This window comes from Acinetobacter tianfuensis, assembly GCF_003611465.1.
Classification (GTDB): Bacteria; Pseudomonadota; Gammaproteobacteria; order Pseudomonadales; family Moraxellaceae; genus Acinetobacter; species Acinetobacter tianfuensis.
Map to the genome: position 1 here is coordinate 16,543 of NZ_RAXV01000003.1, position 25,068 is coordinate 41,610.

Below are 25,068 nucleotides of genomic sequence, written 5' to 3' on the forward strand. Positions count from 1 at the left end.
TTTCGACAAATTTGTCATTGCAATACTGACAAGGCCTCCTATGTTCTCAGCTTTTACACGTTTAAGCTTAGTGACTAAAATCATTATCGCCATTATTTTAGGCGTATTGGTTGCAGTACTTTTCCCTAACGTCGCGCCATATTTAAGCCTGCTTGGTGATCTATTCATTAAAGCGCTTAAATCTGTTGCTCCAATACTTGTATTCGTTTTAGTTTTATCTTCTATCGCAAACTTCAAAATTGGCGGCAGCAATGCCAAACTTAAGCCAATTATTTTAATGTATGCGATTGGCATGTTCCTCGCTGCGCTATCTTCAGTCGCAGCAAGCATAATTTTTCCAAGCACCTTGTTTTTGGACCTGCCAGCGAACACTGAACTCAGCCCTCCCGGCAGCTTAACTGAAATTTTAAAAAATCTGCTGTTAAGCTTTGTAGCGAACCCAGTGACTGCCATTAGTGAAGCGAATTTTATTGGTATTTTAGGCTGGGCTGTTGCGCTTGGGGCATCATTTCGCCATGCATCGGATCAAACAAAAATATTCTTGGCTGACGCTGCAGAAGCAGTAAATAAAGTTATTCGTATTGTGATCAGCTTTGCGCCTATCGGTATTTTTGGCCTTGTTGCTGTGACCTTCGCAAATGCCGGACTAAGCACTCTAATCAGCTATACACATTTATTGGCTGTACTGCTTGGCACAATGCTCTTTGTCGCGCTTGTGATTAATCCAGTTATGGTGGCTATTGTTACCCGCAGCAATCCTTATCCTCTGGTGTTCACCTGTTTGCGTGAAAGCGGTATTACTGCATTCTTTACCCGCAGCTCAGCTGCCAACATTCCAATAAACTTAGACCTTGCCAAACGTCTAGGTGTAACAGAGTCGACTGCAAGTGTGGCTATTCCATTAGGCGCAACAATCAATATGGCAGGTGCATCGGTGACGATCACTGTACTGACTTTAGCCGCAGCTCATACGCTTGGCATTTCCGTTGATTTCACAACCATGCTGATTTTATCAGTTGTTGCAGCCGTTTCTGCATGCGGCGCTTCTGGTGTAGCAGGCGGTTCATTGCTGCTCATTCCAGTAGCTTGCGGCCTATTTGGCATCAGCTCTGATATTGCAATGCAGATTGTTGCGATCGGCATGGTGATTAGCGTTTTACAGGATTCTACGGAAACCGCATTAAACTCATCAACCGATGTGCTATTTACTGCAGCAGCAGACCGCGGTATAAGATAATACATTGATATGTATATTTATTGTGCACAAGCATATGCCTTTTCAAAAATTACCGCCTTGGGTTCAATTAGGTGCATTTTTTCTTGCACTTAATGCAGGCATGATTAATGTGTTAGGACTCATTACCGTCCTGCACCAATCTGTCTCACATATGACAGGCAATATCAGCCTGCTGGCTATGACTATTCATGATTGGCAGCCAGAACAAGCTCTATACTTGCTGCTGGTTGCCTGCTGTTATGTGATCGGTTCCTTTTATAGCGGATTTATTCTTGGAAATAGCCACTTCAGCTTCGGACGACGTTATGGTCTTCCCTTAAGCTTGGTGGCTTTTTTTATTGTGTTATGCTGGGTTCTCGTACCTTATTTCCCGCGTTATGCGCTGCTGTGGGCCTGTGTCGCGATGGGCGTACAAAATGCGATGGTCAGCCACTATAAAGGTACAATTATCCGCACCACGCATTTATCAGGCGTACTTACAGACTTAGGTCTAGCCTTAGGTTATATCGCCCGCGGCTTACAAGTCTGTAAACGCCGTATTTTACTGCACTTGCTGATCTTAATTGGTTTCTTTTGCGGCGGCATAGTTGCATCCCTTATTTATCCTTTATTAGAATTGAACTCATTTCTAATGCCTGCAGCCCTAAGTCTCATCATGAGCGCTGTATATTGGATGATTTACCTAAATCAACGGCAAATACAATATTAGACTGGACATTTTCAATGGTTAAAAACGCATTACAGGCTCAATTGCTCAAAGCTGGTTTAGTTGACAACAAAAAAGCTAAAAAGCTTTCGAAACAAGCCGTACATGAAAAACGTACCGGTGAAAGCAATGAAGCTGAGCTGAAAGCAAAAATTGCACAAGATCAGCAAGCCAAACACGCTAAAGAAATGGCCATTGAGCAGGGTAAAAAAGCCCTTTTACAAGAAAAAGAGCTGAAAGCTGCCATTGTGCAAATGATCGATCAGCATAAAATCAGCGATACTTCAGGTGATGCTGTATATCAGTTTATTGATCAGAATAAAGTGAAAAAGCTTTATATCAATCAGCAAGTTTATAATGCTCTTGTTTCCGGCAGCCTTGTGATTGCCAAAGATGGCGAAAGCTATGCGTTCTTGCCAAGCGCTCTTGCTGAACGCATTAATGCAAAAATGGAAGGCTTTATCATTGTAAGTAATTCTGAGAAAAACGAACAAGTGACAGATGAAGAAGACCCATATGCAGCTTATGTGATTCCAGATGATTTAATGTGGTAAATCATGTTTGATAAAAAGCCCAGAATCTTCTGGGCTTTTTATTTGCAGTATTGGCAGTGATGCTGCTCAACTGTACACACTCAAGATAAATGAATGTCGCCAGATATCAGTTCAAATAAGAGTTTTTCCATCTTCTCTCCCTGTTCTAGATTATGCTTCCATACACAGCTGCTGGCTTTCATCGCATTTTCAAAATCCTGATGTTCATAAATTATCGTATTTAAAAAGTGTGCTCCAGGCAGTTCCTGCAGCAGCATTTTACTTTGTTCAATATCCGCGGATGAAGTGTTTGCAGGCAGTTTATTAAATACAAGGTAAACTTGCATTTTCGTATTGTACTGATGCACAGCAATTGCCAGCGCCTGCATCTGTGCGGCTAATTTTAAGTCCTCTTCACTTAAACCTGCAGGTATCAGCATTTTATCCGCATGCTTGAGTACAGACCGCAGCGCTTTACTGTCGTGCCCTGCAATATCGACAACAATATGCATATACTGTTTTTGTAAATTCTTTAGGCGCTGATCCAACAGCTGAGCATCATCCTCTTTGACATCCAAATGCTCAAATGCCAGGCGCTGGTCTTGCTGTAAGGCCCATTCAAAATGATCTGTCGTCAAATCTGCATCCAGCAGCATAACCGAACCAAGCGTCATCAGGCTTTCACACAAATGCATGGCCAATGTCGTTTTGCCTGAGCCCGCTTTTAAACTGGCGATAACATAAATACTCATCATTCAGCCCTCTTCTTTTTAAAAGTATTGTTTTTTTCAAATTATTATTTTCTAAAACAATTGTGATATGAATGTGCCTTAAAAGCGATACAAATGACTTTTCATTCATCAAATTCAGCATCTTCATACGCCTTGTTAATCCTAAAAAATACAGCCTGCAAGCGCTGAATGCTTTTCAATTAATCACTATTTTTATAAAACGTAACAAGCCTTTAGAAGCTTGTATCAACTTCGCAACATGATTTGCATAAATAACACACAGCTATACACTCAGGTAAATCTTTTATTAAACAAGCGGGTTATTTTTGAATAAATTCATTACAGATTTAACAAATTGGTCAGACCAGTACCCATGGTTAGAGATGCTGACATCTTTATCCATTATTCTGCTTTTGGCAATTGTGGCCAACTTTATTGCAAAACAGGTTGTAGTACGCGGCATACGTAAAGTTATTTCAAAACTCAAATTTGCAAATAATCAAATTTTAGCTGAGCACAGTGTCATCAGACGTATTGCAAATATAGTGCCTGCTATTGTCATTCTAAACGGCATTACGACCGTACCGCATATATCCGATAAGTTTGAAGCCTTTATTCAAATGGCCTGTCAGGCTTTTATCTTCCTGACTATTGCGCTGGCAATCAGCGAAATGCTGAATATTTTCAATTTGGTCTATCAGAAGAATCCAAAGTCACGCAATAAGCCGATTAAAGGCTATTTACAGCTGGTCAAGCTGATTATTTATATTGTCTGCGCTTTAATGATTTTAGGCACTTTTCTCAAAAAAGATGTATTTACTCTGCTGGCAGGCTTTGGTGCAATGGCTGCCGTATTGATGCTGGTATTCCAAAACACGATTTTATCTTTGGTTGCCTCTGTACAAATTGCATCTTACGACATGGTGCGTATTGGGGACTGGATTGAAATGCCGTCCTTAAATGCTGATGGTGATGTCATTGATATGTCTTTACACACCATTACCGTGCAAAATTTTGATAAAACACTTACCACTATTCCAACCAATAAATTAGTTACTGATACATTTAAAAATTGGCGCGGCATGGCGCAGTCTGGCGTACGCCGCATTAAGCGTTCGATTTATATCGATCAAAATTCTGTACATTTTATGACGCAGGAAGAACAGCAAAAATTAAAAGATTTTCTGCTGCTTGGACATTATTTAGATGCCAAAAATGAGGAACTGCAGCAGTTCAATCAGCAGCTGGCAAATAGCTCTCAATACAATCAGCGCCGTTTAACCAATCTTGGGACATTCCGCGCATATGTAGAGTTATATTTGAAACAGCATACGGGCATTGCGCAGCATCAGTCTTTAATTGTTCGCCAGCTGCAGCCGACCAGTGAAGGTTTACCTTTAGAAATTTATGCATTTAGCAAAACGATTGCGTGGAAGGACTATGAAGATATCCAGTCTGATATTTTTGATCATCTGATTGCGATTATTCCTGAATTTGGCTTGCGTATTTATCAAGCGCCATCAGGTATCGACTTTCACAATGCATTATATCATCAAGATATTGCATCTGCTCCTGAGGAAAAATAGCGCTATTCCACAAGCGGTATCAAACCAAGAAAATTCCCTTTTAAGCTTGATACCGCTTGCTTGACGCTGCTCGTCACCGCCCCCTCTGTTACACCCATGCGCGCGTCTTAAAAGCATATTTATACTTATCATTTAATGATATAAATGCTGTAATTTATTCAAAACTGCAGCAAATAGAAAGAAGCGCATATGCTAAAATGATTTGGATTTATAAAAATAAGCTATAAATAACCATACCTTAAAATCATAAAAAGTATGGATAGGCGCAATCTTGCATATAAATTTTTTTGATTTTTTTAAATATATTTTATTTTCTAAGTACACATTCGTTTGCCTTGAACTATGCAGCTTGAAGCCCTCAGTCTGCCAAGATTAAGAGCTTCACTGTTCAAATAAATTTAGCAAACTGCTTCAACATGCAATTTATCATTAGCTGTTCTATTATTACGTGCCGTATTACGCATTTGATAGATCTAAATCAAATAATTGCCTGATTTGGGCAGCTTGAATTTTCCAGACGGTCCTGTTGCAGATCCAATCACCAACGCTTCTGCTTTTCCAAGTTTATCATCAGGAGCATATATATTGATTCTGGCTAACGCATGATTGCTGATCAGCTTATAGCTTAAAGTCTGCCCAGCCTTAAGCACTCAAACTATAATGAATGCCGCCATAGCCCTTAAATGACATTATAACTGCAGCAGCAATAGCACTTTTTGTAAATTGAATGGGCTTTACAGGTGCAGCAGATGCACTTAGCGAAACGGCAGACAAAGCCAAAATTATTTTTTTCATCATTGTACGCTATTTCTAAATAAGCCATTTTAAATCATCATATTTCTCAAGAATTTCAAATACTCTACAGCATGCCTGATCAACTCCAGAACAAATTTGATTTGTAAACTTGGTATTAACATCCATCTTGGAAAGTCGCCTGTTAAAAGCCTTCCAGTCATTGTTTTGCGTATAAATATTAAACCTTATACTTTGCTTTAAACAAATCTCTGGCAATTGTGAAGTCTTATCTTTAAAATTATTAAAAATTAATTTTTCATTTAAATGCATTATATAAATCCAGCCAATTTCCTGAAACTTATTAATATTAAAAACATTAAAAAACAATGTTTTTTGCTCTAAATTCAAAACCTCCATATCAATAAGACTATTTCTATTTTTATGATGCATATTTAAAATTGAGAATAAATTCTGATAAGTAATATTTCTCTTCGGCACATTTAGAATATCATTTGTTAAATAAAATGACATAACCGTAATATTTTCAATAGCACCATTAAAATCATTTGAAATCTTGTGATCCAAATATTTGTTAAATATATACTTATAATCTTTTGTATATAAATCCAAGGTCTCAGCAAAATTAGCTGCAACAATCTCCATACCTTCTCCACCTAAATACAAAAAAATTATTTCTTGCAATAAAGACAGTCTAGAGCGGATTTTTTTTAATTTTTTAAAAATTTTTTGACTCCCGCCTGTCTAAAGATTACGGCATTCTTATTAATGAAAAAATAGGCAGGTATAATGTGATTGAAGTTCATCAAATTCGCTTAACTCTCTGTAGAAAAGATAAGCCCGACTATATGCAAATGGCATGGGCTAATTATGATGAGAATGGTTTTTTTATAAATATTACAAGCTTTTATGGATCACAGCTCAAAGTCATAAAAGGAAATAAAATACTAATTAACAATGAAGTATGGATTGTTAAGGATCATATTAGTCATTTCAAACTTCAATAATTGATGTTTTTTCTGCCTGTTGAGTGCATTTTTACACAATAATCCTTATTAAATTAATCGGAATTTATTTATCAAAAAACAATAACAACAAACATTGAAAAATACTTTTTAAATAACATAACTTTATTTTTAAAAAGAAAATTAACTGTTATTTTTTTGTAATTTTTTAGAAAAAATTCCATTCTGATATGTCTATTATTAATAATATTTATTCTTCCAAATTGAGGATAGGGTCATGTCTAAAAAAGAGCTTGATCATGTAATGTTTTTTGAGATTTTATTTAAGTTCTTATATTTTTTTTGTTATAAAAAACATTAGCAATATCATATTTATGACGAACATTAATTTATTTAACGACTTCATTAAATTTCAATTAAAAATGAATTTACAGTCTTCTTTAAATAGAAGTTATTCATCATCAATAGGTGAAATTAAATCTTATACCAAAGAACCTAACGCAATAAAAAAAGAAATTTATGGAAACCAAAAACCCAAAGAAAATACTGAGTTAGCACATTCATTCTGCAATTGTTTTTCTGTAATGACTCCTCACTTTATTTTTTTAAAAAAATCTATGCCAGCATTGAATATTTACACTATCTTAAAGCGCCTATTTACTAAAATCGTTATAAATAAATATGACGTTTATTCAATGATTTTCTTAATAGGAACTATCTTGATAAACATGAACAAAGAAAATACAAATCATATTGGAAAACAATCAATCGACTATTTAAATAATTTGAGCGAAAAACATAGTGAAGAGCAATAATCAAAATATATTTTTTGACCGTCTGTATTCTGAACATTATGAATGGCTTTTAAAAAAAATGCTTCACATGACCCACAATTACATGCTGTCAGAAGATATAACTCAGAACACGTTCCTAATTATTTATTTGAAATATTATTCAACAGCTAAGAATGATTTTAAAATTAATTTTCCTAAATCATTCTTATTTACAATAGCGCGGAATTTGCTTTTTAATTTTTATGAGCATGAAAAGGTTGTTTTGGAAAGCGCTGAAAATTTAACGCTATGCAGTCAAATGAGCTGTGAATCATCAATAAATTGCGCACAGCTCCTAACTGAAGTAACTCAGTTACTCGATCCGCTTGAGCGGGATATTTTTGTTTTGTGGTGCTTTTATGGTTATACATTAAAGGAAATTAGCAGCTTTGTTCATTTGTCTCCTTCGAAGGTATTTTTAAAGTTAAAAAACTCTAAAATCAAATTACGAGCTGGCTTAAGGAATACGTCATAACTTAAATTTAAAAATACATGGGGTATTTGGTTTTTTGTAAATTTATATAAAAAACTGCCCAAAGACATAGCTCATAGAAAACATATTGTTATGCAGCATATAAACGAGTTGTGAGTTCAGCTTGGCCAATATCGGGCTTGCGGGTACTCCGCCAAACCTGAAATAGTCGAACATGGTCACAAAACATTTCTATAGATTGGTTTTCACCTATATGAATATTCCCCCTTTTTCTTTGAGCTGTATTGTTTCTAAAATAATCTACTGCACCTTGAAAATGGATGGCCAAAGCTCTCCATAGAGTCAGATACAAAAGTGTTTATTGTGACTAGACCATATTTCAGCATAAAGTTTAGGTTCATCTTACGTACGTTAGTCGACTATTTCCTTCAGCTCAGCCTGCTGAGCTGCGTTGATTGTTATGCGGGTGTCAATTTTCTGTTGCAGGATGTCTTTAGTGACTGGTATTCGGATAAACAAAGCCCTAAGTGAGAAAGCACACATAAAATTGGATAGCTGAAAGTTTTCGACTGCCCTATGTCATTTAAAGCGCTTTAAGATGCTAATCTAAGTTAAATAAGTTTGAGCGGTTTTGAAATCATTTCTTTTGGATTATTGTTTGAGCAAGAATGATAATAAAGAAGTTAGGCCAAGTCCATGATTTCAAAACTTTATAAAGAACATAACGCTTAAAGTTCAACTTGAATATATTGAGTGGAGATAAATTAAAATGGTGTCAGTAAATTTATTATCGCTAGAAGATAAAGTTGCACTCGTTACCGGCGGAGCTGCCGGCATTGGTAAAGCCAGTGCTCTCATGCTTGCACAAGCAGGTGCAAGCGTAATGATTGCCGATTTAAATATACAAGCCGCTAAACACACAGCTAAAGAAATCAAAGAATTGACCGGGCGTAATATAGAATGCGTTGAATGTAATATTCTTGAAGATGATCAATTAGTTAATGCTGTAGATAAGACGCTCGGAATATTTGGCCGCATACATATCCTAGTCAATAATGCAGGCGGCGGAGGCGGTGGACGTGAATCTCCAGAGCAAATTAGCGTAGCTGCCATAGAACGTGATTTTCAACTCAACGTATTTGCGGCATGGAGATTATGCCAGCTTGTTGCCCCCCATATGAATAAAGCTGGATATGGCTCAATAGTAAACATTAGCTCCATGAGTTCGATCAACAAAAGCCCTGCCATGAGTGGATATGCATCATCAAAAGCGGCATTAAATCATATGGTAGCTAATTTGGCCCATGATTTTGGTCCACATATTCGTATTAATGCTGTAGGACCTGGAGCAATTCGAACTGCTGCTTTAGAAACACTCATAACACCTGAAATTGAAAAGACAATGCTTGCCCACACTCCATTACAGCGGTTAGGTGAAGCTGAAGATATTGCCAAAGCCGTATTATTTTTTGCTTCACCTATGTCTTCATGGGTTTCAGGGCAAACATTATTTGTAAATGGCGGCGGCGTACAAACACTTGACTAAATAATCTGAACAATAACAAAAGCTTACTAAAATTCGCTATGCAGCCTCACAGCAGGATGCATAGCATTAATAAATGCTTGGATTGAGTTTAGCTAAGTGATTTCCAGTCATAGCCCATAACCAGCCAAGACCTAAGACTTTTTGGCTCTAAAAAGACTTCCTATCTTTATTTCTAAGCAAATTCACTTTGATATAACGGTACATTGCCTCAAACTGTACAGCTTGAAGTGATGTGATACGTTCTAAAAATGCAGCTGAAACAGCAATTCATACAGTTTCTGGCAAGTTTAATCTTTTTACTAAATTTATTTAAACAATATTTCTGTCTTTCTTCTTTTCTCGAGATGTCCCCCATTCTGATACACGAACAAAATAGCTCAATATTATTAAAACCTATCTCCGAAGGCACGTTTATACCGCTGCAATGGAAATCGATCTGACTAGGCGATGATAGAGAAACCCTGTTATTGGATTTAATTGAATAATAAATTCCGCCAACAACTATTAAGATTAGTATCAATATTTCTTTGTTTCTAAATATAAGATTTAACATGCACTTACATATAAATAATAATTTTCCAATTATATAAAAACGTCCACTGCTTGAGTGACCTTAATTCTTATACTCCCGCTTATTTGGACCCATTACGGCCTTCGCAGATTCCTTAAAAAATACCGATCATTCATCAACTCTGCATAAACCTTGAAATCAATCAGTATCTTTTCAGGTTTTTCATGCTGATTTATCAGATCTGACAAAATACATCTAACTTTTTAACTGTTGGGAATGGCATACACTAAAGCACACTAGATGACCTTTATAGGTGAAGTATGAATAGCCTCCAAAAATTAGACACATAATCGATGACTCCTCAACTCTTTATTTTGGCCAATACTTATTTCTGAAAGCGACACTGCTAACCGTTTCAAGATAGCGTTCTATCATATAGCTGAATGCTAATGCAGTGACTACATCTTTTGATTAACTTCGATCTCAAGTTCTCTTTTTCTTTAACCGCTTTTCAGCAAGTTTTTTTGTGCTAAAAGTTTTACTTTCCTTGTAAACTGGATACTCTCTGCGGTTAATACAGATCTCAGCTCTATATCTCAAAATACCGTCAGATAATGCTCTTACAGAAACTGTGCCCATGAATTTACGCCTTGACCATTTTTTTCATTATGGCGTAACTTCGGGGGGAGATTTAAGTCTATTCACATGTGTTTCTTAATGTTTGCATGCATTCATATGCTCATTCTAGAAATACTCAGAATATGTAAATTATCGATTTTTTATGAAACGCTTAGATAGCGCGGAATTACAGATTAAAGGTGTAACCTATGCTGAAGTGGTTTGAAAAGCTGGTCGATCCCTACCCAGAGAAAGGCTTAAATGAGCCGCTGCCAACCACGTTCTTTTCTTTTGTTTGGAAATCAGCAGAAGGCGTAAAACGCTATTTACTGCTTTTAGTATTATGTACTGCAGGTGCGGCAAGTTTTGAAGCGCTGCTGTATGCAAAAATTGGAGATTTAGTTAATTGGCTGAGCCAAAGCCAGCCCGATACTTTTATGGCTAATCATCAGCAGAATTTAATCATTTTGTTTAGCATTTTACTGGCCAATGTCTTTTTCTCCAGTTTGCAAACCATTGTTAAACACCAAATGCTATACAGCAGTTTTCCAATGCGCCTGCGCTGGCGCTTTCACAATCTGCTCTTACGTCAAAGCTTAGACTTTTTCCATAATGACTTTGCTGGGCGCTTATCCTCCAAAGTGATGCAAACAGCGCTTGCAGTACGTGAGTTTTGGATTATTTTAGGCGATATGCTGGCCTATGTGCTGATCTATTTTGTCACTGTCAGCCTCGTTTTTATGGCAATTTCCCCAATGCTGCTCATTCCGCTGATGCTGTGGCTGGTGCTGTTTATTGCTTCAGCGTCTTATTTTATTCCGCGTCTAAGCCAAATTTCTAACCAGCAAGCCGATGCCCGCGCCGTAATGACTGGCCGCGTCACCGATGCCTACACAAATATTCAAACGGTCAAATTGTTTGCCCATGCTGGCCGAGAAAGCAGCTATGCAAAATCCTCCATGCAGCAGTTTATGGTGACTGTATTTAAACAAATGCGCTTAGGCGCACTTTACTCCATCAGCATTAGTATCTTGAATATTGTCCTATACGGCGGTGTGATTGGCATGGCCGTTTATTTATGGCTGCAAGGTCAAGCGGAGTTAGGGGTCATTGCGGCAGCAACTGCCATGATTTTAAAACTCAGCAGTATTGCTGAGTTTATTATGTGGCAGACTTCTGCTTTATTTGAAAATGTCGGCACTATTCAGGACGGCATGAAAACCCTTGGCCGCCCAATCACCATTCAAGACAAACCCGATGCAGCAGAACTTAAAGTAACGCAGGGTGAAATCAAATTTGAAAACCTCAGTTTTTCCTATGGCAGCAAAAACGTCATTGATGAACTGAATTTAACCATTAAGCCCGGCGAGAAAGTCGGTATTGTTGGGCGCTCTGGGGCTGGAAAATCAACCCTAATCCAATTGCTGCTGCGTTTTTACAGCATCAACGAAGGTCGTATTTCTATCGATGGTCAAAATATAGAAGATATTACTCAAGATAGTTTAAGAAAAAGTATTGCTTTAGTTACGCAAGATACATCCTTACTGCATCGTACCGTTGAAGAAAATATTAAATACGGCCGCCCAGACGCATCAGATGAAGAAATGTTTGCAGCGGTGCGCAAGGCAAAAGCTGAAGAATTTATCCCTCAATTAATGGATCTGCGGGGACAGCGAGGTTACCAAGCATTTGTTGGCGAACGCGGTGTAAAACTGTCAGGCGGACAAAGACAGCGAATTGCCATTGCGCGTGTTTTCTTAAAAGATGCACCCATTTTAATTTTAGATGAAGCAACCAGCGCATTAGACTCAGAAGTTGAAGCAGCTATCCAAGCCAGTTTGGATGACCTAATGCAAGGCAAAACAGTCATTGCAATTGCGCACCGCCTCTCAACTATTGCTCAAATGGACCGTTTAATTGTATTAGATCAAGGGAAAATTGCGGAACAAGGCACGCATGACGAATTAGTTGCTTTAAACGGCATCTATGCTCAGCTTTGGCAGCGCCAGACTGGCGGAATGCTTTTAGAACAGAAAGCTCAGGTAAATAAGGAAGGACTTGAATAACATGCTGTATTTGGAAGATATTAAAATCGGTGACCGTTTCTTCAGCCGTGAATATGAAATGACTTTAGAGGAAATTAAGCAGTTTGCACATGCCTATGACCCTCAGCCATTTCACACCAATGAAAAAGAAGCCGAAGAACATTTGATTTTCCAAGGAATTGCTGCCAGCGGATGGCACACAGCAGCTGTAACTATGCGCCTCTGGACTGAATGCTTTCCCATTGCACATGGATTAATTGGCTCTGAAAGCAGTGTGCGCTGGCCGCGACCGACTCGTCCTGGCGACAAAATACATGTGGAAGTTGAAATAGCAGCAATTAACCCTTCAAGAACTAAAAACGACCGTGCTATAGTGACTTATGTCACACAAACACTCAATCAAAACCGAGATGTTCTGCTAATCTCGACAACAAAAATTGTCGTTTTTAAAAAAGATACTTTGCCAGAATAAGCTGAATTGTTCTAGTTTGTGAAAGCAGATTGTCCAACAATATTGATAGGCTTGTAATGGATTTCATGCCAATATAAGCCTATATATAAAAAATAAAAGATTGCAACGGATCGCGCATGAAAACAATTTCTTCCCGTCAAGATCAAGGCATTCCAGGCGTTTATGGATTATTGCTGCTCGATGTAGTTTCTCGATGGGGCTATAATGATGAAACTCTATTCGGACCCTACAACCTCAGCAGCGAACAGCTTGCAGATCCCGATTTCCGAATTCCGACTGCTGTCGCGAATGAACTCATCAAGCACGCTTTGCGTCTCACGGGTGAGCCGACTTTAGGCTATCACTTAGGCAATCAGATGCGCATTTCCATTCATGGCTTTATTGGCTATGCCATTATGACAGCCAGCAGCATTACGGATGCTCTTGTCCTTGCAAACCGATTTATTCAGCTGCGCTTACCGTTTTTACAGCTGTTTTTCTCTACTTTTGGTACGAAAGCCACAATTCAGCTGCAAACAGATATTCAGCTTGAACCAATACGCACGGAAATTTCCATTGCCCTCATGCTTGGCCTTGTCAGTATGGGCAAAGCAATTACCGGTATCGAAGACGGTTCAGGTGAAATTGACTTTGACTTCCCTGAGCCTGAAGGGTTTGAACGGTTTAAAGCCAAATACTCATCCTATATTTTCCGTTTTGATCAGCCGCATTTATTGTTGAGCTTTGATAAAAGCTATCTGTCAAATAAACTGGTGCATGCAGACCCTATTGCCAGCCAAATTGCAATTAACCAATGTGAAGCCGAACTTTCGGCCCTTGGTGAGCGCCACCGGATCTCTATGCGGGTGCGTGATATTTTGACCAACTCAGAACAGCACTATTTAAGCATTGAATCTGTTTCAGAACGGCTGCATATGTCAGACCGGACTTTAAAACGGCAGCTGGCAGCTGAAGGCACATCATTCTCCACGATTGTCGATGAAGTCCGCTACCGTCATGCGACATCACTGCTTTCCCGTACGGACTTTACTCTAGAACAAATTGCCGATGAACTTGGCTATAGTGATGTCGCAAACTTCAGCCGTGCTTTTAAACGCTGGAGCGGCCGCAGCCCAAGCAACTGGCGCAAAGATCCATATTTATAATTGTGTCCGATTAATTCTTTTGTTTTGAGCCAAAAGCATGTATAAACATGCCAAAAATGACTTTAATAGTTTTAAGGAGTTATCCATGAATCATCCTTCAGAGTTAAAATATGCCCGTACACATGAATGGGTGCGTATTGAAGGTGATCTTGTTGTGACTGGTATTTCAGACCATGCGCAGGATGCATTAGGTGATTTAGTTTATGTAGAAGCGCCCGACGTTGGTCAGCACATTACTGCGGGTGATCAAGCTGGTGTTGTTGAATCCGTAAAAACGGCATCAGATATCCATGCGCCTGTCTCTGGCACTGTGGTAGAAGTCAACCCAAATTTGGAAGATGATCCAGATTTCGTCAATGACTCGCCTTATGACAAAGGCTGGATCTATAAAATCAAGCCAGACAGCATGGCCGATGTAGACGCGCTGCTCAGCAGCGAAGAATACGAATCTGGCTTATAAAAAATAGATTTATGTACAAAAAAATCAGCCTTTTGGCTGATTTTTTTAATTGCACTAAAATATCAAATTAAGATAATTTCATATAAAAAAATCTAAAAATTTTAAAAATATAATTTTTAATTATTATAATAGTGTACTTTTCATATACTTTAGTATTAGAATAATACTGCCCCCCAGACCGAAGCAAATCATTCAAATAATAAAATTTGCAGCGGGCATTTTTAATCTTCCAACGCTCTGATATTTAGGTAGTATATGAACGCTATAAATGATGAACATTTATGGAATAAGCCCTTTATTCTTTGTTTATTCAATAACTTATTTCTTTTTGTTTTTTATTTTGCGCAAACGACTATTCTTCCTATTTACATTGTCAACGAGTTGAATGGCAGTGTGGCGCAAGCTGGTTTAGCAATGACGCTATTCATGATTTCAGCTATAGCTGTACGCCCTTTTAGTGGATTAATTATTGAAAAATTAGGCTATAAAAAAACACTGTATATTTCTGAATCATTGTTCTGTTTATTTACCATTGCCTATGCCTTTGCAGATAACCTGACGGTGCTGATGCTGATCCGCTTTTTACATGGTATTTGGTTCAGTATTTTAACAACTGTCACAGTACCCATCGCCAATAACTTTATTCCAGCAAAACGTAAAGGCGAAGGTATGGGCTATTTTCTCGTATCGATTAACTTAGCAATTGTATTGGGGCCATTTATTGGGCTGAGTCTCATCCAAAGCTGGTCATATCAGCATCTCTCTCTTTTGCTTGCTGCCGTAGTTTGGCTTGGTTTTACGATGTGTCTGCTGATTCCTATGCAAAATCAGCAGAAAGTTATAGCAAAGCAAGAAAAACGCAAATTGAGCCTGCAAGACTTTATTGAGAAAAAAGCGCTGCCTGTATCCGTCTTGGCAATGATTGTATCTTTCTCCTATGCAAGCATCATGTCTTTTATTTCCACCTTTGCGGAATCAAAAAATATGCTGCAATACGCAGGGATATTTTTCATCGTATTTGCTGTTTCTATGATGAGCCTGCGCCCAATTACAGGTAAAATCTATGACCGTAAAGGCCCCAATTATGTGGTTTACCCTGCCTTAATCACCTTTGCTATCGGTTTATTTATTCTCAGTCAAATTGAAAGTGTTATAGGCTTTATGATTGCAGCAGTGTTTATTGGCATCGGTTTCGGTTCAGCACAGCCTTGCTTGCAAACAATTTCAATTCAGCGTTCGCCTAAAGACCGCATAGGTCATGCAACCTCAACTTATTTTACTTGCTATGATATTGGCATTGCCGCTGGCTCGCTGGCCCTTGGCTTTGTGATCGCAGGCTATAGCTACACAGCAGCCTATGCGCTTTGCGGCATACTGACTTTACTGAGTGTCATTTACTATAAATATGCCGTTGATTTCAAAACCGCAATTCAAAAGTAATCTTATGCAGCGGCAAGATAAAAGGCATGAAATTTCATGCCTTTTATCTTTATTCTGAATGCTACTCTCTTAAGACGCTTGATTTTCACTGGCGCTTTCACTTTCAGGCTCTTTTTCCTGAATCATGCTGAAAGCAGATTCACTGGCCGCACCAGGCGCACCGCGGCTGCTTTTTAATTTAATTTGTAAGCGCAGTTCATTTGTGGAATCTGCATTGCGTAAAGCCTCTTCATAAGAAATAGCCCCTTCGTTATACAAATCAAACAACGCTTGATCAAAAGTTTGCATGCCTAATTCACGTGATCTGGCCATAATCGCTTTAAGCTCATGGAACTCGCCTTTTAAAATCAGATCTGAAACTAACGGCGTATTCAGCATGATTTCAATGGCTGCACGCCTGCCTTTACCATCTTCAGTACGAATTAAGCGCTGTGAAATAATTGCTTTCATATTAGAAGATAAATCCATCAGCAGCTGATTACGGCGCTCTTCTGGGAAAAAGTTAATAATACGGTCTAAGGTCTGGTTCGCATTGTTTGCATGCAGTGTGCCTAGACATAAATGGCCTGTCTCAGCAAATGCAATCGCATGCTCCATCGTTTCTGTATCACGGATTTCGCCAATTAAAATGACATCTGGCGCCTGACGCAGGGTATTTTTCAGCGCATTATGCCAAGAGTGGCAATCCACACCAACTTCCCGCTGTGTAATCATCGACTTTTTATGCTTATGTACATATTCAACGGGGTCTTCAACTGTAATGATATGCCCCGGGGAGTTTTCATTACGGTGATCAATCATCGCTGCCAGAGATGTTGATTTACCTGAACCCGTACCGCCAACAACTAAAACTAGCCCGCGTTTTTCCATAATCACATGCTTTAAAGATGCTGGCAGTTTGAGCTGAGTAAAGTTTGGAATTTCATTTGTAATGGTACGGATGACCATGCCAACTTGCAGCTGCTGCTGAAAGACATTGACACGAAAACGTGAAATTTCTGGAACACTGATTGCAAAATTGCACTCCAGTTCGGCTTCAAACTCTGCACGCTGTTTGTCATTCATTAAACTATAGGCAAAAAGCTTGGTTTTATCCGCTGTCAGAACTTGCTGACCAAAAGGTTTCATAAGGCCCTGATGCTTAATGCTAGGCGGAAAATCTGCTGTAATAAATAAGTCTGAACCGCCATATTCCACAACTTTTGACAGCATGTGAAACATTAAGCGGCGCGCTTCTTCCAGCAACTCAGCAGAATACATAGTGAAACATCCCCTAGATCAAAGTCAGCATACAAATGCATGAATGCTCTGTTTTATATATTTTTTACAATGATAATTGTGCATGTTTTCAATTTCACACTCAAATATAAATTATTATTTTTATTCACATTTTTATAGATAACTGTGCTGTATATCAAAAAATAATTAAATATTCAGTGAGGCTCTGTCCGGCATTGTGCTCAAATATTTAAAAATATAAAATCGGCCGCACATTTCACTGATGCAGCCGACTTTATAGATGACATGAATAGCTTAAATTATGCTGACTGCCTCATCATAACTGTACGCATGTTTTCTGCTATTTCTGCAAGAACTGCAGCGGTATTCTCCCAGCCTAAGCAGCCATCAGTCACAGATTGACCATAAGTCATATCACAAGAAATTTTTTGTGCGCCATCAACTAAATGGCTCTCAAGCATAACTCCGCGAACATTGGTCAAATGGCGTTCATTCACAATGGTACGAAGCACTTCTGGCTGCAGCATTGGATTTTTGCTGCTGTTGCCATGACTGCAGTCAATGACAAGTGCTGGCAACTCATCTTTAGCCTTAGCTTTAATTTTTTCAATTTCAGCAGCTTGGTAATTTGGACCTGTGTTTGAGCCGCGTAAAACTAGATGGGCTTTAGGATTACCTTTGGAAAGTAAAATACTTGGCATGCCTGATTGGCTCAAACCCATGAATTGGTGCGGCTGCGATGCAGATTGAATTGCATCCAAAGCAATTTGGATTGAGCCGTCCGTACCATTTTTAAAACCAATGCTGTACGGCATATGACTAGAAATTTCACGGTGGATTTGTGATTCACTGGTACGTGCGCCAATAGCTCCCCAAGCCAGCAAATCATCGAAATATGCTGTTGCCATTGGGCTTAAAATTTCAGAGGCTATAGGCAAACCCATGTCCAAAATTTGTAAATATAATGCACGTGATTTTTCTAAACCCGTTTGCATATCAGATGAGCCGTCTAAATGCGGATCATATAAGAAGCCTTTCCAGCCGACAGTTGTACGCGGTTTTTCAATATAAGCGCGCATAACGAGGAAAATTTGATCTTCTACTTTCGCCTGAATGTTTTTTAGTTTTTCTGCATATTCAAGCGCAGCCGCTGGATCATGGATAGAACATGGGCCTGTAATCACCAATAAACGGCGATCCGTACCTTCTAAAATATTTTGAATAATTTGGCGCTGTTCTTCAATTTGTGCAGCAAGCGCAGCAGACACTGGCATTTGTGCCTTAAGCTGGTGCGGTAAAGTTAAAATCGTTTCTTGAGCAGCTGTTTGTTGTAATGCAATATTTAACGCGTTCATTTCGTTTTCCCTTTGGACTGTTGCTATATACAGTCCGATCTTTTATTTGAGCAATGTATGTCTGATGGATTTCTGCAGTAAGGTCATAAACTGACTAAAATAAAACCAATATGAACCGCTAAAATATGAATATTGAGTTGCCATGAAAATTTCTCCAAAAAACTTATAAAAATCAAGACATAAAAAAACCTGATCAGAGTTGCCGATCAGGTATAAACTTGGTGGGCAACCATTTCTTTGCCCGAATTGACTCAGGCAATTATCTAAATTGCCAAAAATAATACGATGCGTTAGAAACAACTGGCTGCTTTATCATTTTGATTTCATCAAAAAAGGTGCTTGTCTGTATTTTAAAATACGCTGTATTCCCTACTTTGACAATAGTTTTTATGCAATTTAAACAGAAAAATATTTGTTATTTTTACAGTATTTCAAAATCCGACTTGATGCTGTTACTTTTAGGCTTCTCTTAGCGATTAGACACTGTATAACTTAAACACATAGACTTGTACTCTTAATCTAGTTAAAAAATGAATGCCTTACATATGGAGACAAGGCATTCAAGCATTTAAACAATCTTTAGAATTTTAATTTATCTGCAAGCAAAGCATTTAAACTGGTCTTTGCTTTAGCTGCATAATGCTTAGCTTCTGCTTTCCAATCATTAGGCAGTGAATATTTCGCAATTTTCACCCATACGCTGCTAAATTGCTTCACAAAACCCGCTTCGTTATAGTTCACGCCGTATTCTGCACATAATGCCTTAATTTTAGGTGCAGCCTCTGCATAGCGGTTGGCAGGCATATCTGGGAACAGATGATGCTCAATTTGATGGCTTAGGTTGCCGCTTAAAATATGCAGCCATGTCGCGCCAGTAAAGTTGCTGGAGCCTCGGATTTGGCGCAAGTACCATTCGGCGCGGGTTTCATTTTCAATATTATCCATTTCAAAGTTTTCAGCATCTTCAGTAAAATGGCCATTAAAAATAACGGCAGACGCCCATAAGCTTCGAATAATGTTTGCCGCAGCATTTCCAGCAAAAACGGGGATCGCATTTGGGCCAGCAATGAGTGGAAAAAATACATAATCTTTTAAAATTTGACGTTTCATTTTTTTTCGCACATCGGCAGCATCTTGCCAAACTTGAGCCCAAGTTTTGGTTTTATAAGCAATCACGTCTTCTAAATGCAGTCTTTGAATACCGACATACCATTCAAAAAACAGCATCAATTGCGCAGCCAGCGGAACATTCAATAAAAAACGCGGTTCCCAGCGCTGGGCATCACTGACTCGAATTAGACCGTAGCCTACGTCATGATCCATCCCAACAATATTGGTATACGTATGATGCACATAGTTATGCGTATATTTCCAATCCTGACCTGTAGCCATAGTGTCCCAATCATAGGAAGCGCCATGGAGCGACGGATCATTCAGCCAGTCAAATTGACCATGCATAACGTTATGGCCCAGCTCCATATTTTCCACAATTTTGGAAACACCCAATAAACCTGTGGCTAACAGCCAAACTGGAGGTATCCATCCTGCAAACATCAGCATGCCGCGTGACGCGATTTCACTGTAACGCACAAAATTACGGATTTTATAGATATATTCAGCATCTTTTTCATTCAGGCTGTCCATAATTTCACGGCGCAGCGCCTCAATTTTTGCGCCCATTTCTTCAACTTGTTCTGAGCTAAGATAACGCGACTTGCTGTTTTGGCTGAAATTTGCGGGTTTGTTCATTTTGTTTTTCTCCCCTGACTCATTTATAAATTAATAACAACAGGACTGACAGCTTGCGAAATGCAAAGTTTAATCTGTGTATTGCTTGCATGGTCTACTTCACCGGTCAGCAAATTGCGTACAGAACCTTGAACCTTCGTACATGAACATGTATTGCAAATACCCATACGGCAGCCATGTGCGGGCTTAAGCCCTGCTTTTTCTGCACTAGCTAACAAATTACTGTCTGCTAAAAACGCTTGCTGTGCGCGGGTAAAAGTCACAGGCTGTGGTTCAGCAGCGTCATTTGGCAGCATAAAGTATTCAGTTTTCAGCTGATGACTTAATTCCAGCTGTTTATAGAGGGAAATAATGCTGTGCATCATGCTGCTGGCACCGCAGGCATAGCAGTCATAATTGGTGAAATCCGGCAGCAGCTGTTCCAACAAATCTTCACTGAAATGCTGCTTGGTTTTTAGAGTTTGGATCAAATGATAGCTAAAGTGTTCATGCAGCTGATTTAAGCTTTCAAGTTCATGACCATACGCACAGTCACGGCTGAAATAAATGAGCGCAATTAGACGATTCAATTTTAGCGCTTGCTTAAGCTGTGCGTAAATCGCAGTGATTCCGCTTCCTGACGCAATAAATAATATAGGTCTTTGACTCTGCGTATTGAGTACAAAATCACCTTGAGCTTGTGACAGCTCTACAACAGCATTTTGCGGTAATTCAGCTAAAGCATTCGAGACTAGACCTTGCTGCTTGACTGCGATAGTTACGCCATACTCATCTATTGAAACAATACTGTAGCTGCGCTGCTGGCGCACACCTTTGATGGCAAGCGTAACCAAAACCGATTGGCCGGCTTGAAATTGATTTGCTTTAAAATTGTGATTGGGTTTAAACGTTAGCTCATTAAAATTTGAACTCAGCCCGCGTTTTGCCACTAACTTCGCTTTTACCTTTTTCCACGCCCAAGTTGGATGTAACTTTTCGCCAATAAAGTCAACAAAGTCCTCACGCACCCATTCAGGCTCATAAACCATTGTATTCATAGCATTCTCTCAAATAATCCGTAATTAATATGCAACTGTTATTTTGTTTAGAGCTACGATACTGGTCTTATAAAAAGCGGACTATGTCATTTTAGGTCAATGATCATGTTTTACTCACTTTTTTAATCATTCTGTCTGACAATATATTAAAAAACCAAGCCGAAGCTTGGTTTTTTAATTCAGGTTTTGGGCTTAAATTTTAGATTATTCTTCAAAATGCACCACAGAACGAATGGATTTACCTTCATGCATTAAATCAAATGCTTCATTAATTTTGTCCAGCCCCATCGTGTGCGTCACGAATGGTTCAAGCTGAATATCGCCGCTCATGGCTTCTTCTACCATACCCGGCAGCTGTGAACGGCCTTTGACACCGCCAAATGCAGTACCGCGCCAAGAACGCCCTGTCACCAGCTGGAATGGGCGTGTGGAAATTTCCTGACCCGCACCAGCCACACCAATAATAATGGACTGGCCCCAGCCGCGGTGCGCGCATTCAAGCGCTGAACGCATCACATTGGTATTGCCAATACATTCAAATGAGTGATCTACACCCCAATCCGTCATTTCAACAATCACTTCTTGAACTGGACGCTCATGATCTTTTGGGTTTACAAAATCAGTTGCACCGAATTCTTCAGCTAATTTGAATTTTTCAGGATTAGTATCGACGGCAATAATACGGCTTGCTTTAGCTTTTTTAGCGCCTTGAACAACCGCAAGACCAATACCACCTAAGCCAAATACCGCAACAGTGTCGCCTTCTTGCACTTTTGCCGTATTTTTAACTGCGCCCAAACCTGTCGTTACACCGCAGCCAAGCAGGCAAACATGTTCATGATTCGCTTCAGGGTTGATTTTTGCTAAAGAGACTTCAGCCACTACAGTATATTCAGAGAAAGTTGAACAGCCCATATAATGGTAGATTGGCTGTCCCTTATAAGAAAAACGTGTTGTTCCGTCCGGCATTAAACCTTTGCCTTGCGTTGCACGAACAGATACGCATAAATTGGTTTTACCTGATTTACAGAATAAGCACTCGCCGCATTCTGCAGTATAAAGCGGAATAACATGGTCTCCAGGTTGAACTGAAGTTACACCTTCACCAACTTCAACGACTACGCCTGCACCTTCATGGCCTAACACTGCAGGAAATACGCCTTCAGGATCATCACCAGACAAAGTAAATGCATCTGTATGGCAAACACCTGTGTGACTGATTTTGACAAGAACTTCACCTGCTTTTGGCGGTGCAACATCTATTTCCACAATTTCTAAAGGCTGGCCCGGACCAAATGCGACTGCAGCACGTGATTTCATTGTAAATTATTCCCTTATCGCTGAATTTAACAGATTAGCTACAGTAACCGCTTTTTATTCATAGAATCAACCTTTAACATGGTGATATTCCGCCTTTATAACTTTTAGATTAATCAAAAATAAATATGCAGAAATGCGCATTCATATATCGATTTTCGCTTTCCTTAATGCTATTGCCTTTAGCAGGATGCAGTTTGCCTATGAATAAGTCTGCAGATGAAAAATCAGCGGCGGAATCTCATGCCGTATATTGGCTGAATGGTAAAAATACTGATACTCAACTGGCGCTGGGATTAACTGCATTTTTACCGCTGGATGATGCTTTTGTCAGCATCGCTTCGCGCTTGCACCTAATCAGCAACGCTAAACATAGTATTGATTTGCAATATTACATTTGGAAAAACGACTTTGTTGGACATATGCTGCTGCAGGAACTGCTAAAAGCTGCTGATCGAGGAGTAAAAGTCCGTCTGCTTATTGATGATCAAAACGGTACACAGCTGGACGAACTATTAAAAGTGCTCGCAGCTCATCCTAATTTTTCTATTAAATTATTTAATCCTTATAAATATAGAAAATTGCGCGTTATCGATTACGTATTTCGCTTCAACAGCATTAATCGCCGTATGCATAACAAGCTTATTATCGCCGATGGCGCTATAGCTGTGACAGGCGGACGCAATATTAGCCGTGAATACTTCGATGCAAGTGACAGTTTCCAATTTACCGACCTCGATATCCTCTTTTATGGCAATGCGCTGACTGAAGCCAATCAAGTATTTATCAATTTTTGGAACGATGACCTGAGTTACGGCATCCCGCAGTTATTAGGAAATGCTTCCGCAGAAGAGCTGCACGGCCTAAGAAAGAGCTTTGAACTGGATGCCATACAGAAAAACAGTATAGAAAACCGCATTGAATATGCACGGCAGAACCTTGCAGACCGCTTAAAAAGCAAACCGATTCAATGGGCACCTGCACATTTTATTGCCGATAATCCGAATAAAACTCGCGGTACCGCAGCTCAAAATGAACTGATCTATCGGCAAATGGCCCAAATTATGGGTAAGCCCAAACATCATATGGAACTGGTTTCAGCCTATTTTGTTCCTACACAAAAAGGGACGGATTATTTAACTGGGCTTGCAGATAATAATGTCAAAGTCCGCGTTTTAACGAACTCTTTTGCAGCAAATGATGTCGCATTAGTACATGCTTTTTATAAAAAATACCGCAAACCTTTACTGCAAAGCGGTGTAAAGCTCTATGAGTTTAAACCCTATATTGAACGGGAGAAGCGTACTTGGTATGAAATTATGACAGGCAATGTCATACCCGCCAAGGGGAAAAATGCCTCCAGCCTGCATGCTAAATTTTTTGATATAGACGGTATGGTATTTATAGGTTCATTTAATTTTGACCCGCGTTCAGCCAATTTAAATACCGAAGTTGGATTGGTCGTTGAGTCTGAATCGCTGCAAAATGAAATTACCGAATCACTGAACCAATATCTGCCGCATATTGCTTATGAACTGAAATTGAACGAAAAACAGGAACTGATTTGGCTGGATCATCAGCCAGATGGTTCAATTAAAGAATTAAAACATGATCCCAAAACAACAAAGTTTCAGCGTTTTAGCATGAAAGCCGTATCATATCTTCCAATTGAATGGATGATGTAATTGCAATGCAATGATAAGGCCTAGCATTTAACGCTTAGCCTTTGCATTATTAATTCATAACTATTTTTCTAATCAATAAAAACACCAGAACATAACAGTTAAAACAATAATCAGGTTTTGCTGGTTATTTAGACTTATATTCGATTGATGTACGCAAATGTTTTACAGGCTGAATCGCTTGCTTTAAAATTTTATGCTTTCAAATTTATCTTTTTTGCGACTCTCCCTGCATGCAATTTTTTGATTTAAGCCGCCAATTTAATTTAAGTGACATCTTAACGCCTTTTATAACGCTGCCCGAATTAGGAAATCAAGAATGGTTTCTATCTAAAGTTCGAGTTGAGCATGACTGCTTATCTGACAATGAAATCATTGAAGGTCAAGCTGTACTTAAATCAAATCAAAATATTCAAATTGAATTAGAATGGCTGATTCAAGACACCGGGCATGAATTACAGCTGCTATTTAAAGGTATTGAGACAGAAGCCTGTGAAGAAACGCTGGTCATTATAAAAGGCGCTCAAGTTGTAGATAAAGAGAATAGAAAAGTCTCATCCCAAGCGCTCAGTTTATGGATTGACGGCACTTTATTGCCTATGCTGCCCGCTATTCGTCAAGAAATTAAGGCGCGTTTGAACCTTTGGGATTATGTTGAATATGATGGTTAGCTCA

22 protein-coding genes are annotated in these 25,068 nt (G+C 39.0%); 14 read left to right on the forward strand and 8 right to left on the reverse strand.

Annotation, left to right across the window (positions count from 1 at the left end):
- Positions 1-40 precede the first annotated feature (40 nt).
- The 3 genes from sstT to D7V32_RS02510 are packed head-to-tail and all read left to right on the forward strand — an operon-like array spanning position 41 to position 2,497.
- Positions 41-1,237 (forward strand): serine/threonine transporter SstT, encoded by a 1,197-nt coding sequence (sstT, locus tag D7V32_RS02500; protein ID WP_120401351.1) that lies wholly within the window; start codon positions 41-43, stop codon positions 1,235-1,237.
- 34 nt (positions 1,238-1,271) lie between these two features.
- Positions 1,272-1,946 (forward strand): YoaK family protein, encoded by a 675-nt coding sequence (locus D7V32_RS02505; RefSeq protein WP_120401352.1) that lies wholly within the window; start codon positions 1,272-1,274, stop codon positions 1,944-1,946.
- 14 nt (positions 1,947-1,960) lie between these two features.
- Positions 1,961-2,497: a DUF2058 domain-containing protein gene (locus tag D7V32_RS02510; RefSeq protein ID WP_120401353.1), complete on the forward strand. Its 537-nt coding sequence runs from the start codon at positions 1,961-1,963 to the stop codon at positions 2,495-2,497.
- Between the two features lie 80 nt (positions 2,498-2,577).
- Here D7V32_RS02510 and D7V32_RS02515 read toward each other — a convergent pair whose 3' ends face one another.
- Positions 2,578-3,231, reverse strand: a complete 654-nt coding sequence (locus tag D7V32_RS02515; RefSeq protein ID WP_120401354.1) for a ParA family protein — start codon at positions 3,229-3,231, stop codon at positions 2,578-2,580.
- Positions 3,232-3,533: 302 nt separating this feature from the next.
- Between D7V32_RS02515 and D7V32_RS02520 the strand changes: the two genes are divergently transcribed.
- Positions 3,534-4,793, forward strand: coding sequence for a mechanosensitive ion channel family protein (locus D7V32_RS02520; protein WP_407641527.1), 1,260 nt, complete (start codon positions 3,534-3,536; stop codon positions 4,791-4,793).
- Positions 4,794-5,435: 642 nt separating this feature from the next.
- Here D7V32_RS02520 and D7V32_RS17525 read toward each other — a convergent pair.
- Positions 5,436-5,591: a hypothetical protein gene (locus tag D7V32_RS17525; protein WP_228200158.1), complete on the reverse strand. Its 156-nt coding sequence runs from the start codon at positions 5,589-5,591 to the stop codon at positions 5,436-5,438.
- Between the two features lie 12 nt (positions 5,592-5,603).
- Positions 5,604-6,191 carry a hypothetical protein gene (locus tag D7V32_RS02530; RefSeq protein ID WP_120401355.1) on the reverse strand — a complete coding sequence of 196 codons (588 nt, stop codon included), beginning with the start codon at positions 6,189-6,191 and terminating at the stop codon, positions 5,604-5,606.
- A gap of 694 nt (positions 6,192-6,885) precedes the next feature.
- On the opposite strand from D7V32_RS02530, the gene D7V32_RS02535 reads away from it, so the two are divergent.
- From D7V32_RS02535 to D7V32_RS02575, 8 genes are all read left to right on the forward strand, one after another.
- Positions 6,886-7,326 carry a hypothetical protein gene (locus D7V32_RS02535; RefSeq protein ID WP_120401356.1) on the forward strand — a complete coding sequence of 147 codons (441 nt, stop codon included), beginning with the start codon at positions 6,886-6,888 and terminating at the stop codon, positions 7,324-7,326.
- Positions 7,313-7,819, forward strand: coding sequence for an RNA polymerase sigma factor (locus tag D7V32_RS17810; RefSeq protein WP_120401357.1), 507 nt, complete (start codon positions 7,313-7,315; stop codon positions 7,817-7,819). Before D7V32_RS02535 ends, D7V32_RS17810 begins: the two co-directional genes overlap by 14 nt.
- A gap of 727 nt (positions 7,820-8,546) precedes the next feature.
- Positions 8,547-9,323 carry a glucose 1-dehydrogenase gene (locus D7V32_RS02545; RefSeq protein ID WP_120401358.1) on the forward strand — a complete coding sequence of 259 codons (777 nt, stop codon included), beginning with the start codon at positions 8,547-8,549 and terminating at the stop codon, positions 9,321-9,323.
- A gap of 1,338 nt (positions 9,324-10,661) precedes the next feature.
- Positions 10,662-12,518: an ABC transporter ATP-binding protein gene (locus D7V32_RS02555; RefSeq protein WP_120401359.1), complete on the forward strand. Its 1,857-nt coding sequence runs from the start codon at positions 10,662-10,664 to the stop codon at positions 12,516-12,518.
- 1 nt (position 12,519) lies between these two features.
- On the forward strand, positions 12,520-12,969 hold the full coding sequence (locus D7V32_RS02560) for a MaoC family dehydratase (RefSeq protein WP_120401360.1): 450 nt from the start codon (positions 12,520-12,522) through the stop codon (positions 12,967-12,969).
- 116 nt (positions 12,970-13,085) lie between these two features.
- Entirely contained in the window at positions 13,086-14,114 is a 1,029-nt protein-coding gene (locus tag D7V32_RS02565) for an AraC family transcriptional regulator (protein WP_120401361.1), read from the forward strand.
- A gap of 85 nt (positions 14,115-14,199) precedes the next feature.
- Positions 14,200-14,574: a glycine cleavage system protein GcvH gene (gcvH, locus tag D7V32_RS02570; protein ID WP_120401362.1), complete on the forward strand. Its 375-nt coding sequence runs from the start codon at positions 14,200-14,202 to the stop codon at positions 14,572-14,574.
- A gap of 255 nt (positions 14,575-14,829) precedes the next feature.
- Positions 14,830-16,014 (forward strand): MFS transporter, encoded by a 1,185-nt coding sequence (locus tag D7V32_RS02575; RefSeq protein WP_120401363.1) that lies wholly within the window; start codon positions 14,830-14,832, stop codon positions 16,012-16,014.
- Positions 16,015-16,083: 69 nt separating this feature from the next.
- Here D7V32_RS02575 and D7V32_RS02580 read toward each other — a convergent pair whose 3' ends face one another.
- The 5 genes from D7V32_RS02580 to D7V32_RS02600 form a co-directional block, all read right to left on the reverse strand.
- The gene (locus tag D7V32_RS02580; protein ID WP_120401364.1) at positions 16,084-17,274 is read right to left on the reverse strand and encodes a PilT/PilU family type 4a pilus ATPase; all 1,191 of its coding nucleotides are present in this window, start codon (positions 17,272-17,274) and stop codon (positions 16,084-16,086) included.
- Positions 17,275-17,552: 278 nt separating this feature from the next.
- A complete protein-coding gene (locus tag D7V32_RS02585; RefSeq protein ID WP_120401365.1) occupies positions 17,553-18,608 on the reverse strand; it encodes a 3-deoxy-7-phosphoheptulonate synthase in 1,056 nt (351 codons plus the stop codon).
- Between the two features lie 579 nt (positions 18,609-19,187).
- Positions 19,188-20,357 (reverse strand): fatty acid desaturase family protein, encoded by a 1,170-nt coding sequence (locus tag D7V32_RS02590; RefSeq protein WP_120401366.1) that lies wholly within the window; start codon positions 20,355-20,357, stop codon positions 19,188-19,190.
- Positions 20,358-20,380: 23 nt separating this feature from the next.
- A complete protein-coding gene (locus D7V32_RS02595) occupies positions 20,381-21,394 on the reverse strand; it encodes a flavin reductase family protein (protein ID WP_120401367.1) in 1,014 nt (337 codons plus the stop codon).
- Positions 21,395-21,598: 204 nt separating this feature from the next.
- Positions 21,599-22,714, reverse strand: coding sequence for an S-(hydroxymethyl)glutathione dehydrogenase/class III alcohol dehydrogenase (locus D7V32_RS02600; RefSeq protein WP_120401368.1), 1,116 nt, complete (start codon positions 22,712-22,714; stop codon positions 21,599-21,601).
- Between the two features lie 200 nt (positions 22,715-22,914).
- Here D7V32_RS02600 and D7V32_RS02605 point away from each other — a divergent pair, with 200 nt between their 5' ends.
- Together D7V32_RS02605 and D7V32_RS02610 are read left to right on the forward strand one after the other, a co-directional pair.
- Entirely contained in the window at positions 22,915-24,396 is a 1,482-nt protein-coding gene (locus tag D7V32_RS02605) for a phospholipase D family protein (protein ID WP_120401369.1), read from the forward strand.
- Positions 24,397-24,626: 230 nt separating this feature from the next.
- A complete protein-coding gene (locus tag D7V32_RS02610) occupies positions 24,627-25,064 on the forward strand; it encodes a hypothetical protein (protein WP_120401370.1) in 438 nt (145 codons plus the stop codon).
- Positions 25,065-25,068 lie beyond the last annotated feature (4 nt).

Bases quoted from the DNA above. Each gene is read 5' to 3' on its own strand.
- D7V32_RS02555 (WP_120401359.1), top strand. From the start codon at position 10,662: ATGCTGAAGTGGTTTGAAAAGCTGGTCGATCCCTACCCAGAGAAAGGC.
- D7V32_RS02585 (WP_120401365.1), bottom strand. From the start codon at position 18,608: ATGAACGCGTTAAATATTGCATTACAACAAACAGCTGCTCAAGAAACG.
- D7V32_RS02560 (WP_120401360.1), top strand. From the start codon at position 12,520: ATGCTGTATTTGGAAGATATTAAAATCGGTGACCGTTTCTTCAGCCGT.
- D7V32_RS02565 (WP_120401361.1), top strand. From the start codon at position 13,086: ATGAAAACAATTTCTTCCCGTCAAGATCAAGGCATTCCAGGCGTTTAT.
- gcvH (WP_120401362.1), top strand. From the start codon at position 14,200: ATGAATCATCCTTCAGAGTTAAAATATGCCCGTACACATGAATGGGTG.
- D7V32_RS02515 (WP_120401354.1), bottom strand. From the start codon at position 3,231: ATGATGAGTATTTATGTTATCGCCAGTTTAAAAGCGGGCTCAGGCAAA.
- D7V32_RS02545 (WP_120401358.1), top strand. From the start codon at position 8,547: ATGGTGTCAGTAAATTTATTATCGCTAGAAGATAAAGTTGCACTCGTT.
- D7V32_RS17525 (WP_228200158.1), bottom strand. From the start codon at position 5,591: ATGATGAAAAAAATAATTTTGGCTTTGTCTGCCGTTTCGCTAAGTGCA.
- D7V32_RS02510 (WP_120401353.1), top strand. From the start codon at position 1,961: ATGGTTAAAAACGCATTACAGGCTCAATTGCTCAAAGCTGGTTTAGTT.
- D7V32_RS02535 (WP_120401356.1), top strand. From the start codon at position 6,886: ATGACGAACATTAATTTATTTAACGACTTCATTAAATTTCAATTAAAA.
- D7V32_RS02575 (WP_120401363.1), top strand. From the start codon at position 14,830: ATGAACGCTATAAATGATGAACATTTATGGAATAAGCCCTTTATTCTT.
- D7V32_RS02610 (WP_120401370.1), top strand. From the start codon at position 24,627: ATGCAATTTTTTGATTTAAGCCGCCAATTTAATTTAAGTGACATCTTA.
- D7V32_RS02580 (WP_120401364.1), bottom strand. From the start codon at position 17,274: ATGTATTCTGCTGAGTTGCTGGAAGAAGCGCGCCGCTTAATGTTTCAC.
- sstT (WP_120401351.1), top strand. From the start codon at position 41: ATGTTCTCAGCTTTTACACGTTTAAGCTTAGTGACTAAAATCATTATC.
- D7V32_RS02605 (WP_120401369.1), top strand. From the start codon at position 22,915: ATGAATAAGTCTGCAGATGAAAAATCAGCGGCGGAATCTCATGCCGTA.
- D7V32_RS02530 (WP_120401355.1), bottom strand. From the start codon at position 6,191: ATGGAGATTGTTGCAGCTAATTTTGCTGAGACCTTGGATTTATATACA.
- D7V32_RS02590 (WP_120401366.1), bottom strand. From the start codon at position 20,357: ATGAACAAACCCGCAAATTTCAGCCAAAACAGCAAGTCGCGTTATCTT.
- D7V32_RS02595 (WP_120401367.1), bottom strand. From the start codon at position 21,394: ATGAATACAATGGTTTATGAGCCTGAATGGGTGCGTGAGGACTTTGTT.
- D7V32_RS02600 (WP_120401368.1), bottom strand. From the start codon at position 22,714: ATGAAATCACGTGCTGCAGTCGCATTTGGTCCGGGCCAGCCTTTAGAA.
- D7V32_RS02505 (WP_120401352.1), top strand. From the start codon at position 1,272: ATGCCTTTTCAAAAATTACCGCCTTGGGTTCAATTAGGTGCATTTTTT.